Source organism: Streptomyces sp. NPDC048331 (genome assembly GCF_043201215.1).
Lineage (GTDB): Bacteria > Actinomycetota > Actinomycetes > Streptomycetales > Streptomycetaceae > Streptomyces.
This window is the reverse complement of sequence record NZ_JBICYT010000017.1, coordinates 1-14,609: the sequence shown is the minus strand read 5'-3', so window position 1 is coordinate 14,609 and position 14,609 is coordinate 1. Positions and strand designations below refer to the sequence as shown.

The window sequence follows — 14,609 nt, the reverse complement described above, 5'->3', positions numbered from 1 at the left end:
GACCGGGCCCAGGGTCTTTCCCCGGGCCCGGGACCCCTCCCCCAGGTCCGGCCGCCTCAGACCGCGTCCCGCTCGACGGGACAGCTCATACAGCGCGGCCCGCCCCGGCCCCGCCCCAGCTCGCTGCCCGGGATCTCGATCACCTCGATGCCCATCTTGCGCAGGTGCGTGTTGGTCGTCACGTTCCGCTCGTAGGCGACCACCACCCCCGGCTCCACGGCCAGCACGTTGCACCCGTCGTCCCACTGCTCGCGCTCCGCCGAGTGCACGTCCTGCGTGGCGGTCAGCACCCGGATCGAATCCAGACCGAGCGCCCCCGCGATGGCCCGGTGCATGTGGTCCTCCGGATGGTCGGTCACCTTCAGCTCGTGCGGACCGCCGCCCGGCTCGATCGTGTAGGAGGGCAGCATCCCGAGTCCGGCGTACTGAGTGAACGTATCTCCGTCGACCATGGTCATCACCGTGTCCAGGTGCATGAAGGCCCGCGACTTGGGCATGTCGAGCGCCACGATGGACGTCGCCGAACCGGCCGCGAACAGGCCGCGCGCCAGCATCTCCACCGCCTGCGGGGTGGTCCGCTCGCTCATCCCGATCAGCACCGCCCCGTTGCCGATGACCAGGACGTCCCCGCCCTCGATGGTCGAGGGATAGTCCGCCTGCCCCTGCGACCAGTAGTGGAAGGCGCCGGAGGTGGTGAAGAGCGGGTGGTGCTTGTAGATCGCCTCGAAGTGGACCGTCTCGCGTTGCCGGGCGGGCCAGCGCATCGCGTTGATGGACACCCCGTCGTAGATCCAGGCGGAGGTGTCCCGGGTGAAGAGGTGGTTGGGCAGCGGGCCCAGCAGGAAACCGTCCAGGTCCAGCGCGTGGAAGCGCACCGACACCGGCTCGGCGTGCCGCTCCAGGAACTCCCGCTTGGTCATCCCGCCGACGAGCGCCTCCGCCAGCTCGGCCGAGGTCAGCCCGTCGAAGACCGACCGCAGGTGGTCGGTGGCGAGCGGCCCGTACTCCTTCTCGTCGAAGACCCGGTCCAGTACGAGGTGTCTCGCCTCCGGGATGTCGAGGGCCTCGCACAGGAGGTCACCGAAGAGGTGCACCTCCACGCCCCGGTCCCGCAGCACGTCCGCGAAGCCGTCGTGCTCCTGCCGGGCCCGGCGCACCCACAGCACGTCGTCGAAGAGGAGCGCGTCCTTGTTGCTCGGTGTGAGCCGCTTCAGCTCCAGGTCGGGCCGGTGGAGGATGACGCGGCGAAGCCGCCCGGTCTCGGAGTCGACATGGAATCCCATGCCGTACACATTCCCAGACCGAACGGCTTTTTGACCTGGCGTCGGCTCAGCGAGGGGTGGCGAGGCCGAGAAGCGCCGAGGGGGCGCCGGTGAGCTCCGGGGTGGTCAGGCCCAGTTCGGGCATGGTCAGGTTCGGCACCCCGGAGTTGGAGGCGTCCGGCATCGTGAGCAGACCGCCGGCGACCAGACCGGGGGTCCGGGCGAGCAGGTCGGTGGCCGGCGCCTCGACGGAACCCTCGCCGTCCGTCTCCGGCTTGCCCAGCAGGTTCGGCACCGGGGAGGTGACGAGGGTGCGGCCGAGCTCGGTACCGATCGGGACCGACGGGAGCAGTGGGGTCGGGAGCATGTTCCCCTTGTGGAAGCGGGGCGCCTCGGGCGCTCCCGTGACCGGCATCGGCACGCCCGTGCCCACGCGCGGGGTGTCCACGCCCAGCGTCGTCTTCACGGCGTCGAGCGGGAGATCGACCGGCACCGATTGGGCCATGGCCGGGGTGGCCGCACCGGCCGCGGCCATACAGGTCAGGAGTGCCGCAATGCTTCCGCGCGCGGTCATCTTCATAGGTGACGTTCCGTCCTTCCAGGGTCGCGGACATTCCGCTGCCCTGGATGAACGATCCCGCCGGTGGATTTCCCGGAGTTCTCCGCGAAAGTTCCCCCATACGACCTAATTCGAGGCCGTACGGGGGCCACCCCTTTACGGGCCGTGCTGACGCGGCCCGCTCCCGCGAAGGTGCCGGCTCACAGGCGCGGGTCGACCGGCTCCGACTCCAGCGCGAGCACTGCGAAGACCGCCTCGTGGACCCGCCACAGCGGCTCGTCGGCCGCCAGCCGGTCCAGGGCCTCCAGCCCGAGCGCGTACTCGCGCAGGGCGAGCGAGCGCTTGTGCCCGAGGAACCGCTCCCGCAGCCGCTCCAGGTGGTCCGGGCGGGTGTACTCCGGGCCGTAGATGATCCGCAGGTACTCACGTCCGCGCACCTTGACCCCGGGCTGGACCAGTCGGCCCTTGCCGTCCTTGGCGTACGCCTGGAGCGGCTTGACGACCATGCCCTCGCCGCCGGCGGCCGTCAGTTCCAGCCACCAGTCGGTCCCGGCCCGTACGGAGTCCTCGTCCGCGGTGTCCACCAGGATCCGGCCGGTGCGGCGCAGCAGCCCGGTGCCGGCCGCCTCGTCCGCGGCGACCAGGCGGTCCAGCCAGAACAGCTGCTCGTCGTGGGGCACCGCGGCCAGCGACCGCCCGGCCACCGCCAGCAGCTGGAACGGCGCGAACCGTACGCCCTCCAGCCCGTCGGTGGTCCAGCAGTAGCGCCGGTAGGAGTCGGTGAAAGCCGCCGCGTCGGCCGCCCGACCGCGCTGGCGCTCCAGCAGCTCGCCGGTGTCGACACCCCGGGCGGTGGCCGCCTCCAGGGCGGCGATGGCGCCCGGGAAGACGGCGCCGGAGGCCGCGCCCACGGCGGCGTACTGGTTGCGCAACAGGCCGGTGGACTTCAGGGACCAGGGCAGGAGTTCCCCGTCGACCAGCAGCCAGTCGGTGTCGAGCTCTTCCCACAGGCCGGCGTCGGTGACCGCCGAGCGCAGCCGGGTGAGGACCTCCTCGGTGACCTCCGGCTCCTTGAAGAAGGGCCGCCCGGTGCGGGTGTAGACGGAGCCCGTGGGTCCGTCCACGCCGAAGCGGGTCCGGGCCGCGTCGGCGTCCTTGCAGACGAGGACCGTGGCGCGGGAGCCCATGTGCTTCTCCTCGCACACCACCTGGGCGACGCCGTCCTTGCGGTACTGGGCGAAGGCCTCGGCCGGGTGCTCCAGGTAGCCGTCCTCGCGGGAAGTGGCCGTGGGCGCCATGGTCGGCGGCAGGTACGGGACGAGGCGGGGGTCCACCGCGAAGCGGCTCATGACCTCCAGGGCCGCGGCCGCGTTCTCCTCGCGCACGTTGACGTTGCCCAGGTGCCGGGTCTCCACGACCCGGCGGCCGTGCACGTCGGCCAGGTCGAGCGGGCGGCCGTCGTGCCCGCCCGGCGCCTCGGCGACGAGCGGCTTGACCGGCTCGTACCAGACCTTCTCGGCAGGTACGTCGACCAGTTCGCGCTCGGGCCAGCGCAGGGCGGTCATCCGGCCGCCGAAGACGGCGCCGGTGTCGAGGCAGATGGTGTTGTTGATCCAGGTGGTGTCGGGGACCGGGGTGTGTCCGTAGACCACGACGGCCTTGCCCCGGTAGTCCTCGGCCCACGGGTAGCGCACGGGCAGGCCGAACTCGTCGGTCTCGCCGGTGGTTTCCCCGTAGAGGGCGTGCGACCGGACCCGGCCGGAGGTACGGCCGTGGTACTTCTCGGGCAGGCCGGCGTGGCAGACCACCAGTTTGCCGCCGTCGAGGACGTAGTGGCTGACGAGGCCGCGGATGAACTCCCGCACCTCCTCGACGAACTCCTCCGGCTCCTTCTCCAGCTGCTCGATGGTCTCGGCCAGGCCGTGGGTCCGCTGGACCTTGGAGCCCTTCAGGTAACGGCCGAGCTTGTTCTCGTGGTTCCCGGGCACGCACAGGGCGTTGCCGGACTTCACCATGCCCATGACGCGGCGCAGCACGCCGGGGCTGTCGGGGCCGCGGTCGACGAGGTCGCCGACGAAGACGGCGGTGCGGCCCTCGGGGTGGACCCCGTCCTCGTAGCCGAGCTTGGCGAGCAGGGTCTCCAGTTCGGAGGAGCAGCCGTGGATGTCGCCGACGATGTCGAAGGGGCCGGTGAGGTGGGTGAGGTCGTTGAACCGCTTCTCCAGGACCACCTCGGCGGTCTCGACCTCGTCGACGGAGCGCAGCACGTGGACCTTGCGGAAGCCCTCGCGCTCCAGACCGCGCAGCGAGCGCCGCAGGTCGCGGCGGTGCCGCTGGATGACCGCGCGGGGCAGGCCGGCCCGGTCAGGGCGGGCGGCGTTGCGCTCGGCACAGACCTGCTCGGGCAGGTCCAGGACGATGGCGATGGGCAGCACGTCGTGCTCGCGGGCGAGCTGGACCAGCTGTCGGCGGGCGTCGGCCTGGACGCTGGTGGCGTCGACGACGGTGAGTCGGCCGGCGGCGAGGCGCTTGCCCGCGATGTAGTGCAGGACGTCGAAGGCGTCGCGGCTGACGCTCTGGTCGTTCTCGTCGTCGGAGACCAGGCCCCGGCAGTAGTCGGAGGAGATGACCTCGGTGGCCTTGAAGTGCTTGCGGGCGAAGGTGGACTTGCCCGATCCGGTGGCCCCGATCAGGACGACGAGGGACAGGTCGGTGACGGGAAGTGTGCGCGTACGGGGGGTCTCGGTGCTGGTCATGCTGCCTCGCCCTCCTTCGGGGTGTCGGTGGTGTCGGTGGTGTCCGCGGTGTCCACGGTGTCCGCGGCGTCTGTGGTGTCGGTGGGATCGCTCTGCGTGAAGACGGCCATCTGGGTCGGCGGACCGACCTCGGGGTCGTCGTCGCCGACGGGCGCGTACCCCACCGCGTAGCCGTGGCGCCGCCCGACCTCCTCGGCCCACGCGCGGAACTCCTCGCGGGTCCACTCGAAGCGGTGGTCGCCGTGGCGGACGTGCCCGGCGGGCAGGGTCTCCCAGCGCACGTTGTACTCGACGTTGGGGGTGGTGACGAGGACCGTGCGGGGGCGGGCCGAGCCGAACACCGCGTACTCCAGCGCGGGCAGCCGCTCCGGGTCCAGGTGCTCGATGACCTCGCTGAGCACGGCCGCGTCGTAGCCGGCCAGCCGCTTGTCGGTGTACGCCAGCGAGCCTTGCAGGAGCTTCAGGCGCGCGCTCTGCCGCTCGCCCATCCGGTCCAGTCGCAGCCGCCGGGCCGCGATCTGCAGGGCCCGTACGGACACGTCCATACCGACGATCTCGGAGTACGTCGGGTCCCCGAGCAGCGCCTGGAGCAACTGGCCCTGGCCGCAGCCGAGGTCCAGCACCCGCTGGGCGCCGGCGCCCCGCAGGGCGGCCAGGATCGCCTCGCGCCGCTGCACGGCGAGCGGCACGGGCCGCTCCTCGGTGTCGCGGGTCTCGTCGACCGCGTTGTCGATCTCCTCGACCTCGCTGCCGTCGGCCTCGGCGAGGCGGACCAGTTCCAGGCGCTCGATGGCGTCCTGGGTCAGCCGCTTGTGCCGGGCCAGGTAGCGGGAGGTGATCAGTCCGTTCTCGGGGTGGGCCGCGAGCCAACCGTCGCCGGCGCGCAGCAGCTTGTCGACCTCGTCCTGCGCGATCCAGTAGTGCTTGGCATCGTCCAGGACCGGCAGCAGCACGTAGAGCTGGCGCAGCACGTCGGCGAGACGCAGCTCGCCCTCCAGGACGAGCCGGACGTAGCGGGAGTCCCCCCACTCGGGGAACTGCTCGTCGAGCGGTACGGCCTCGGCCTCGACGAGGTCCCAGCCGAGCGGGCCGAACAGCCGGTGCACGAGCGCGGCGCCGCCGCGGGCGGGCAGCACCGGGATCTCGACGCGCAGCGGCCGCACCTGCTCCGGCAGCTCCGGACGGGCGGCGCACTGCGCCTTGAGCGCGGTGCGGAACACTCCGCCGAGCGCGACGGCGAGCAGCGAGGACGCGGCGTACGGCCGGTCGTTCACGTACTGCGCGAGCGCGGCGTCCGGCGCCCCGCCCCGGCCCTTGCCCCGGCCGCGCCGCACGAGCGCGACGGGATCCACCTCCAGCAACAGGGCCGCCGTGCACCGCTGGGCCGAGGCCTCGGGGTAGAAGACATGGGCGGTGCCGTAGGAGGTGGAGAACGCCTGCGTCTTCCCGGGATGCTTGTGCAGCAGGTAGCCCAGGTCGGTGGCGGGTCGTTCAGGGGAGCCGGTGGTGGAGATCGTCAGGAACACACGTCCGAGTATGCGTTGAGGCTGCTCAGGGGACCACCACGTTTTACGTGCGCCGGGACGGGCCGTCGGCGGTCGGTCGTCCGAACAGCTCCGTAAGTGATCTTCACGTTTCCCCTACAAAGTCGGTCACGTTTTGACACTCTGTGCTGGCTTGAACACAACCGTTATCCCCGTGCCCTCAGGAGCCCTGTGTACCCTCCGCCTCACTCCCACACGCCGTTCCAGCCGATACGACGCTGGTGGCAACACCCGGCGCTGATCATCGCCGCCCTTGTCCTGTTCGCTCCGGCGGGCATCGCACTGGTCTGGATGAGCCGGTGGAGCCAGAAGAAGAAGATCATCGCCTCGGTCCTGTCGGGCCTCTGGTTCCTGCTGGTCTTCCTGTCACCGGATTCGTCGAAGAAGACCGGCGACGACGCCAAGTCCCCGGCCGCCGCGACGGCGACGGACACGCCCCGGTCCTCGGCGCCGGCGGCCACGCAGCAGCCACCGGCCCCTGCCGTGGTGATGCCCTCGGTCGTCGGCACCCCCTTCGCCTCGGCGGAGAAGGCCGTGGAAGCCGTGGTCGACACCCGGTTGACCGCCCTCGGCGCGTACAAGGACGTGACGCCGGCGGCCGACCACGCGACGTGGGTCGTGTGCTTCCAGGAGCCCGCGGCGGGCACCCCGCTCGCGTCGAAGTCCGTCCCGGTCACCGTCCACCTCGTCGCACCCGGTACGACCTGCCCGACCGGGAAGGACTCCCTCCTGCGCCCGAAGACCACGCCGAAGCCCACCCCCACGACGCCCACCCCCGAGCCGACGGTCGAGGAGGACGGCTCGACCGGTTCCTCGGGCGGGTCGACGGGCTCCTCCGGCGGGTCGGACAGCGTCGGCACCATCAGGCCCGGCGCCTTCTGCTCCCCGGCCGGCGCCACCGGCACGTACAAGGGCCGCGTGTACACCTGCCGGGACAAGCACTGGCGTCAGTGACGCAGGACGTCGGCGCCCAACTCCGCGATCCGGTCCGGGCCGATGCGGCAGCAACCGCCGACGAGGCGGGCTCCGGTGGTGCGCCAGGCGTGGGTGGGCCAGGGGGCGGGGGCTTCGGGTGAGTGCCAGGTGCGGGTGGTGGCGTTCCAGACGGAGCCGTCGTTGGGGTAGGCCAGCAGCGGTTTCGCGGTGACGGAGGCGGCCGCCTCGAGCGCGGGCAGGACATCGGCGGGATCACAGCAGTTGACACCGACCGCGATCACCTGCGGGGAGGCTGCGGCGAGGGCGAACGCCTCGCGCAGGGGTTGCCCGGCCCGGGTGCGACCGTCGGCCACCGTGTAGGAGAGCCAGGCGGGGGCGCCGGTCTCCGCGAGGACGGTGAGCAGCGCCTCGGCCTCGTCGGTGTCCGGGATCGTCTCCACGGCCAGGACGTCGGGGCCGGCGGCGAGCAGGGCCTCGACGCGGGGCCGGTGGAAGGCGGCGAGTTCGCGCACACCCAACCCGTACCGGCCGCGGTACTCGGAGCCGTCCGCGAGCACCGCTCCGTACGGGCCCACGGAGGCGGCCACCCACACCTCCTGGTCGGCGGCCTCGGCCACCCGGGCGGCCAGGCGCACACTGCGCCGCAGCAGGGCGGTGGTCTCGGCGCGGTCGTGACCGTGGGCGGCGAAGGCCTCGTAGCCGACCTGGTAACTGGCGGTGATCAGTACCTCGGCGCCGGCCCGCGCGTACGCCGTGTGGGCGGCCACCACCTGGTCCGGATGCTCGGCGAGCACCCGGCCCGACCAAAGGTCTCCGGACAGGTCGCAGCCCTGGGCGGCGAGTTGGTTGCTGAGCCCGCCGTCCAGGAGCACGGCTCGGCGGGCGAGGGCTTCGGCGAGCGGGCCGACGGCGCGTGGCACGGCTTTCCCCGTCCTAGCGGACCTGGGAGAGCACCTGGGCGGAGATCAGCTCCAGGTGGTCCAGGTCGTGGAGGTCGAGCAACTGGAGGTAGACGCGGGAGGCTCCGACGGCGCCGTAGGCACCGATCTTCTCCACGACCTCGGCCGGAGAACCGGCCAGGCCGTTGGCCTTGAGCTCGTCGACGTCCCGTCCGATGGCGGCGGCCCGGCGGGCCACCTCGGCGTCGTCCTTGCCCACGCAGACGACGAGGGCGTTGGAGTAGCGGAGGGCGTCGGGCCCCCGCCCGGCCTCCTCGGCCGCCTCCCGGACGCGGGCGAACTGCCGCTCGCTGTCCGCGATCGACGCGAAGGGCATGTTGAACTCGTCCGCGTACCGGGCGGCGAGCCGCGGGGTGCGTTTGGCCCCGTGGCCGCCGACGAGGACGGGCACCTTGGCCTGGGCGGGCTTGGGGAGCGCGGGCGAGTTCTCCACCTGGTAGTGCTTGCCCGCGTGGTCGAAGGTGGCGCCGGCCTCCGTGGCCCACAGGCCGGTGACGATGGCGAGCTGCTCCTCCAGCCGGGACATCCGGTCCGCCGGGAAGGGGATCCCGTACGCCTTGTGCTCCTCCTCGAACCAGCCCGCGCCGAGCCCCAGTTCGATACGGCCGCCGGACATCTGGTCGACCTGGGCCACCTGGATGGCGAGGACTCCGGGCAGCCGGAAGGTTCCCGCCGTCATCAGGGTGCCGAGGCGGATCCGCTCGGTCTCCCGGGCCAGGCCCGCGAGGGTGATCCAGGCATCGGTGGGGCCGGGCAGGCCGTCGGCGGATCCCATGCGCAGATAGTGGTCGGAGCGGAAGAAGGCGTCGAAGCCCAGGTCCTCGGTGGCCTTGGCGACGGTCAGGAGGGTGTCGTAGCTCGCGCCCTGCTGGGGCTCGGTGAAGATGCGAAGATCCATACTCTCCATCCTGCACTTCCCGCCCCCGCAGGGTGAATCCTCGTCAACCGGACGGTCCACGCCCGGGCGCGCCAGTGACCAGCCCGGACGGTGATCGTTGGCTCGGACGGAGCCGGACCGCCCGGCCCGCGCGCCGGCGGCGTCCCGCAGGTGCGTCCACCGCCCCCTTCCGCCTTGGAAGGGCCAGGGCCGAGGAGGCCGCCATGTCCCACGAGGCCGTGCCGGATACCCACCGACACACCGGACCGATCGGACAGGCAGCACAGGCAGCACACGACCGGGCAGGTCAGGAGCCTGCGGCAGCCGCCCAGGGGGACGGCGCGCCGAAGGGCCTGCTCCAGCAGATGGAAGAACTGATGGCGGCGCTCAACGCCGACCTGTCCCAGCTCGACGCCGACCTCCAGGCCGCCACGGACCGCACCACCGAGAGCGAGCGTCCGTCCTCCCGGCCGTCCTGACCACGCGGGTCCCGCCGAGCGCGGCGGGACCCATCCGCAGCGCCCTCAGGCCACGCCCGAGGCGGACCCCCGCTCCCGGACCACCATGCGGCGCAGGATCGCCCGCACCCGGTCGCTCGACTCGTCGGCCGCGTCGATCGACTCTATGCACTGCCAGTACAGGGCCTCGTCGTCCGTCCCGCAGGCCACCCCGACCAGGGCTATCCCCACTTCGCCCAGCAGCGCCTGGAGTCCGAGCATCGCCTGCCGGACGTCCGACACCTCACTCAACTGCGCGGCTCTCGGCGGATACTCGGGCGCGCTGCCCTCTCCGCGCAGGGCCGCCCGGTCGAGCACCCCGCAGCCTCTGCCTCCCGCTTCCCCCAGTCCCCGTGCCTCCGATCTCAGCTCCGGCGGCCCGGTGACCGCCAGATAGCTCCCTATGCCCTGCGCGAGCGCCTGGGCCTGCCAGGCCTCGCCCACGATGTCCCACGCGACCCCACTCTGTGCCAGCGCGTGCCGGCCGGCCGCGATGAGCCGTACCGCATCCATATGCCGTCCCCCGTCCGCACGACATCCCGCCATCCTCACCACTACCCAGAGTGAGGGCAATGAGCCAGTAAAGCCAGGGGTATTCGGAAAATGTGGACACAAACGTGATTGTGGATGAGTCCATCACTCCGAAGAGTGACGATTCGGTGTCGATGTACCCGGCACGGGAAAGCGGAGTTCGTTCCTCTCGATCTTCGCGGCGAGCGCATCCAGCACATCCACCCCGAGAACCTCACAGAACTGCAGCAGATACGCGAGCACGTCGGCCACCTCGTCGGCCACGCGGTGGGCCGATTCCGGCTTCTCCATGACCTTCGCCGACTGCTCGGGCGTCAACCACTGGAAGATCTCGACCAGTTCGGACGCCTCCACACTCAGCGCCACCGCCAGGTTCTTGGGCGTGTGGTACGGCTCCCAGCCGCGCGCGGCCGCGAACCGCGCGAGCCGACGCTGCAGTCGGTCCAGCCGCTCGTCGGGCCGGTCACCGATCCGCTCGTCAGGCCGGTCGCCGATCCGCTCGTCAGGCCGGTCGTCGATCCCCTCACCCGGCCCGTCGGCGGGCCGCCCCTCCGGCGACTCCGGCCGTCGCTCGGGCTGTTCCTGCGTCTCGCTCATGCCGTCAGGTCTACCATCGCGACGCCCGGCAGGTCGCGGGCGGCCGCCGCGGTCCCCTCCCCCACCGCCGCCACGAGCCGGACATGGCCGCGGCCGCAGGACAGCAGGGCCAGGCGCAACAGCTCGGCGCTCTGGCACCCGTCGAGGGCCCGGTCGAAGTCGTCGGCCAGCACCGTCAGCGCCTGCCGCGCGGAGAGCAGTTCGGCCGCCGGTTCCATGGCCAGCACCCCCGGTCCGGTGAGCAGGACCAGGGCCAGCGCGAGGAAGCGGAGTTCGCCCGCGCCCAGCCGGGCCAGCTCGGTCGCGGGCCGGCCGGGGCCGCGGTCCAGCACCGCCTCGACGGGGCCACCGCCCGCGGGAGCCCGTACGTCCAGCCCCGCCACGGACCCGGCGCAACCGGTCCGGGCCGCCTCCGCCAGCAGTGCGTGGCGGGTACCGCATTCGCTACGGGTCCGGCGCAGCACATCGGCCAGGTTGGCGCAGTCGCCCAGCAGCCGCCCTTCCCCCGGCGCGACGGCGGCACGCATCCGGTCCGGGCGGGGGTCGCACGGGAACACCGCGCGCAGGGCCACGACCACCTGTTCGGCGGCGGCCAATACCTGGCGCTGGCCCGCGGTGGAACCGGCGACGCGGAGCGGGAGCAGCGCCGTGCCCAGCCGGTCGTCGGGCAGCGGGGCCCGGGTGACGCCGACGGCGCCACCGGTGAGCCACGCGGCCTGGACCGAGCGTCGGCCGGGGTCGCGCAGGGCGGTGGCGAGCAGGATCTGCCCGTCCTGGGAGAGCCGCTCGCCGACGATCCGCAGGGTGGGCTCGACCTGGACGGCGAGGTCGAGCCGGACCGGGCCGACGGGGCCGTCCACGGTGCAGCCGAGCCGGATCCCGCGCCGGCGCTGCGCGTCGGGGACGGCCCGGTCGGGGATGCGGGCCCGCGGATCCGGGAAGGCCTCCTCCAGCGTGGCCCCGGAGCCCAGCCCGGCCAAGGCCTCGTAGGCGGTCAGGGCCTGGGACTTGCCGCTGCCGCTCGGCCCGGCGAAGAGGGTGACGGGGCCGAGCGGGAAGACCGCCGAGCGGTGCGGGCCGAAGGCGGAGAGCCGCAGCTCGGTCACCACGGGCCGCGGATGCCGCTGCGCGGGCTCGGCGGGGCGGGCTTGGGCGGGCACGACCGGGGCGTCGCCCTCCGCCGCCCCGGCGGCGGCCGCGGGAGCAGGAACGACTGGAGGAACGGGTACAGGAACAGCTGAGGGAACGGGAACGGCTGGGGTGTCGGCTAACGCGACGGCGGCCGGCGCGCCCAGCGCCGTCGCGTCCGAAATGGCGTCCATGCGCGGGACGGTACGGCCCGCCGGACCCCCCGTGGCTCCGGCGAACCGTTCCCTCGCGGGGACCTTCCTACGATCGGGGGACGGCCGCGGCCGCGATCCCCTCGACCTCGGTCCCCACCGGCGCGAGCAGGAAGACGTTCCGGTCCACCCGGTGCATCCCGCTGCCCAGGCCGAAGACCACACCGCTGCTGAAGTCCAGGATCCGCTTGGCCACTTCGCTGTCCGCCCCGGTGAGGTCGAGCAGGACCGGGATCTGCGCGATCAGGTACTCCGCCACCTCCCGCGCGTCCGCGAAGATCTGGACTCTGATCACCACGAAGCGCCGCTGCTCCGCCGCCGACGCCCCGGGCGCCGTGGGAATCGTGCGGTGGTCCACCCGGGAGGGCCATTCGTTGCGACTGCGCAGGGGGACCACCTGCGCGAGCCCCTCCCACTGTTCGTCGGTGACGTCGTACCTGCTCACCGGGCCGCCTCGGCCGTGCGCTTCATGTGCATCCCCCCATCCTCTCGCGTTTCACCCGTTCAGCCCAACAACGACACGAGCGTCCCGGGTACTCCCGGAGAGCCAGATAGGTTAGGTTAGGCATACCTAAGTCACTCGGACGAGGAGAGATCCGCATGCGCCTGATCGGTGCCCCCGCCACCCCGGCCGACCGGCCCACCGATGCCGAGCGCATCCGGTCGATCCTGACCGCCGCGCACTCCATGACCGTGGTGACCGACGGACAGCGCTCCGAGGTCCGCCACCTCGACGGCAGCGACCCGATGGGCCGACTGCACCTGCACCCCGCCGAGCCCGGGGGCGAGTCCGAGTTCCGGCCCACGATCCGGCTGGAGTTCACGGACATCGCCCCCACCCCCGTACGGGACCGGGTGCGGGCCCGCGTCACCGTGCTCGGCCGCCTGCTGACCCCCTACTCCGACCTGGCCCAAGGCTCCGGCGCCGACTCCACCTGCATGGAGTTCGACCGGGCCGTCCTGGAGACCCCGGAGGGCCGCTCGCACGTCGGCCTCGAAGAGCTGGACGCGTCCTGCCCCGACCCGCTGTCCCCGTACGAGGCGGGTATGCTCACCCACCTCCTCGACGACCACCACGACCTCGTCACCCTGCTGCTGCGCCTGATCCGGCCGCTGCCCACCGCCACCGTGCTCCGCGCGCTGCCGGTCGCCATGGACCGCTACGGGATCACCCTGCGCCTGGAGGAACGGCGCGGCCACCGCGACGTACGGCTGGCGTTCCCCTCTCCGCTCGACGACGTCGAGCAGGCCGGTACGCAGATCCAGGCACTCTTCAGCGCGGCCCGACGGAGCTCGCACCACAACACCCTGCCGGCCTGACGGGGCGCACCGCCTCCCCCATGGCCTTCCCATGGCCTCCCCTGCGGCCCGGCGCGGGGCTGGGGCAGATCCCGGGGGTTCGGCCGGTCGGCCGGTCGGCCCCGAGTAGGGTTCGGTCGAAGCGGAGGCGGAAGTTCGTCATCCGGGACACGGAGGAGGACGAAGCCGCGATCGACATCCTGCTCACGGCACTGGGCGTGGGCCGTGAGGCGCTGACGTTCAGAGGTGATCTGCGCGGCGGCGAGGTCGAGTGGCTACCGCTGGATCCCCCCGCCCAGGCGCCACCCCCTGCCGGGGCAGGGTAGGAGATGTCGCGTTCCGTCGTCGAGCGCCCCGGGTCGACCCTGCGGAATACCCTACTGCGGGACCGCGTTGGGGGCGATCATGAAGGCCATCGCATACAGCGCATACGGAACTCCCGCCACATTGAAGCTCGTTGACGTAGCGCGGCCCAAGGTGGGGCCGGGCGAGGTGCTCGTGCGTGTCAAGGCCGCCGGGGTCAACCCGGTGGACTGGAAGCTCGCCGCCGGATATCTCGACCCGATCCTCGAAGTCCGGTACCCGGTCATACCCGGCTGGGACGTGGCCGGAGTCGTCGAGGCGGTCGGCGAGGACACCTTCGACCACGCCGTCGGCGACGAGGTCTACGGCTACGTCCGCAAGGAGTGGGTCGAGCTCGGCACGTACGCGGAGCTGGTGTCCGCCCCCGTGCGCACCCTCGCCCGCAAACCCCGCGAGCTGAGCTTCGAGCAGGCCGCGGGCCTCCCGCTGGCCGGCCTCACCGCCTACCAGTCGCTCACCCGCGTCGGCCTCAAGGCCGGGGAGACCGTGGTCATCCACTCCGCGGCCGGTGGCACCGGATCCTTCGGCGTGCAGATCGCGGTCGCGCTCGGCCTGCGGGTCATCGGTACGGCGGGCGCGCACAACCACGACTACCTGCGCTCCCTCGGCGCCGAGCCCGTGCTGTACGGGGAGGGAATGGCGGACCGGATCCGCGAGCTCGCACCCGAAGGCATCGACGCGGGCCTGGACTTCTACGGCGACGATGTCATCGGGACGCTGCAGTCCCTGGTCAAGGAACGCCACCGGGTGGTCTCCATCGCCGACTACGCCGCGGCCGCCAAGGGTGCGCACCAGCTGTGGGTGCGCCCGGACACCGCCGACCTGACCTTCCTGGCGGAACTGGCCGACGCGGGGAAGCTCACGGTCAACGTGGAACACGCGCTGCCGCTCGCCGAGGCCGCCAAGGCCTGGGAGCTGAGCGCCGCGGGCCGCACCCGCGGCAAGATCGTCCTGACCGTCTGACCGGCCTCCCCCGCATACGGGCGCGGGGGGGGGGGGCGGCGGGGCCCGGGGGGGGGGGGGGGCCGGCGGGGGGGGGGGGGGGGGGCCCGGGGCGGGGGCCGGGGGGGGGGGGGGGGCGGCGGGGCG

14 protein-coding genes are annotated in these 14,609 nt (G+C 72.6%); 4 read left to right on the top strand and 10 right to left on the bottom strand.

Annotation, left to right across the window (positions count from 1 at the left end):
• Positions 1-56: 56 nt before the first annotated feature.
• From ACGFYY_RS23695 to ACGFYY_RS23680, 4 genes are all read right to left on the bottom strand, one after another.
• On the bottom strand, positions 57-1,283 hold the full coding sequence (locus tag ACGFYY_RS23695) for an arginine deiminase (RefSeq protein WP_030009169.1): 1,227 nt from the start codon (positions 1,281-1,283) through the stop codon (positions 57-59).
• Between the two features lie 46 nt (positions 1,284-1,329).
• Positions 1,330-1,836, bottom strand: coding sequence for a hypothetical protein (locus ACGFYY_RS23690; protein WP_393712080.1), 507 nt, complete (start codon positions 1,834-1,836; stop codon positions 1,330-1,332).
• 185 nt (positions 1,837-2,021) lie between these two features.
• Positions 2,022-4,577 carry a polynucleotide kinase-phosphatase gene (locus ACGFYY_RS23685; protein ID WP_393712078.1) on the bottom strand — a complete coding sequence of 852 codons (2,556 nt, stop codon included), beginning with the start codon at positions 4,575-4,577 and terminating at the stop codon, positions 2,022-2,024.
• Positions 4,574-6,103, bottom strand: a complete 1,530-nt coding sequence (locus ACGFYY_RS23680; RefSeq protein WP_393712076.1) for a 3' terminal RNA ribose 2'-O-methyltransferase Hen1 — start codon at positions 6,101-6,103, stop codon at positions 4,574-4,576. Before ACGFYY_RS23680 ends, ACGFYY_RS23685 begins: the two co-directional genes overlap by 4 nt.
• A gap of 189 nt (positions 6,104-6,292) precedes the next feature.
• Between ACGFYY_RS23680 and ACGFYY_RS23675 the strand changes: the two genes are divergently transcribed.
• Entirely contained in the window at positions 6,293-7,075 is a 783-nt protein-coding gene (locus ACGFYY_RS23675; protein ID WP_393712071.1) for a hypothetical protein, read from the top strand.
• On the opposite strand, the gene mmuM is transcribed toward ACGFYY_RS23675, so the two are convergent.
• The gene (mmuM, locus tag ACGFYY_RS23670; protein WP_393712069.1) at positions 7,069-7,977 is read right to left on the bottom strand and encodes a homocysteine S-methyltransferase; all 909 of its coding nucleotides are present in this window, start codon (positions 7,975-7,977) and stop codon (positions 7,069-7,071) included. The genes ACGFYY_RS23675 and mmuM overlap by 7 nt on opposite strands.
• A gap of 13 nt (positions 7,978-7,990) precedes the next feature.
• Positions 7,991-8,914: an LLM class F420-dependent oxidoreductase gene (locus ACGFYY_RS23665; RefSeq protein ID WP_393712067.1), complete on the bottom strand. Its 924-nt coding sequence runs from the start codon at positions 8,912-8,914 to the stop codon at positions 7,991-7,993.
• Positions 8,915-9,117: 203 nt separating this feature from the next.
• Between ACGFYY_RS23665 and ACGFYY_RS23660 the strand changes: the two genes are divergently transcribed.
• A complete protein-coding gene (locus tag ACGFYY_RS23660) occupies positions 9,118-9,372 on the top strand; it encodes a hypothetical protein (protein ID WP_393712303.1) in 255 nt (84 codons plus the stop codon).
• Positions 9,373-9,417: 45 nt separating this feature from the next.
• Here the strand turns inward: ACGFYY_RS23660 and ACGFYY_RS23655 are convergent, their stop codons facing one another.
• The 4 genes from ACGFYY_RS23655 to ACGFYY_RS23640 form a co-directional block, all read right to left on the bottom strand.
• Complete coding sequence (locus ACGFYY_RS23655) at positions 9,418-9,903, bottom strand: DUF6099 family protein (RefSeq protein WP_109778095.1); 486 nt, start codon at positions 9,901-9,903, stop codon at positions 9,418-9,420.
• Positions 9,904-10,026: 123 nt separating this feature from the next.
• Positions 10,027-10,368, bottom strand: coding sequence for a nucleotide pyrophosphohydrolase (locus tag ACGFYY_RS23650; protein ID WP_365274369.1), 342 nt, complete (start codon positions 10,366-10,368; stop codon positions 10,027-10,029).
• A gap of 146 nt (positions 10,369-10,514) precedes the next feature.
• On the bottom strand, positions 10,515-11,678 hold the full coding sequence (locus ACGFYY_RS23645; protein ID WP_393712065.1) for an ATP-binding protein: 1,164 nt from the start codon (positions 11,676-11,678) through the stop codon (positions 10,515-10,517).
• Between the two features lie 229 nt (positions 11,679-11,907).
• Positions 11,908-12,303, bottom strand: a complete 396-nt coding sequence (locus tag ACGFYY_RS23640) for a cell division protein SepF (protein ID WP_030012729.1) — start codon at positions 12,301-12,303, stop codon at positions 11,908-11,910.
• Positions 12,304-12,458: 155 nt separating this feature from the next.
• Between ACGFYY_RS23640 and ACGFYY_RS23635 the strand changes: the two genes are divergently transcribed.
• On the top strand, positions 12,459-13,178 hold the full coding sequence (locus ACGFYY_RS23635; protein WP_393712062.1) for a DUF2470 domain-containing protein: 720 nt from the start codon (positions 12,459-12,461) through the stop codon (positions 13,176-13,178).
• Between the two features lie 384 nt (positions 13,179-13,562).
• The gene (locus tag ACGFYY_RS23630) at positions 13,563-14,483 is read left to right on the top strand and encodes an NADP-dependent oxidoreductase (protein WP_393712060.1); all 921 of its coding nucleotides are present in this window, start codon (positions 13,563-13,565) and stop codon (positions 14,481-14,483) included.
• Positions 14,484-14,609 lie beyond the last annotated feature (126 nt).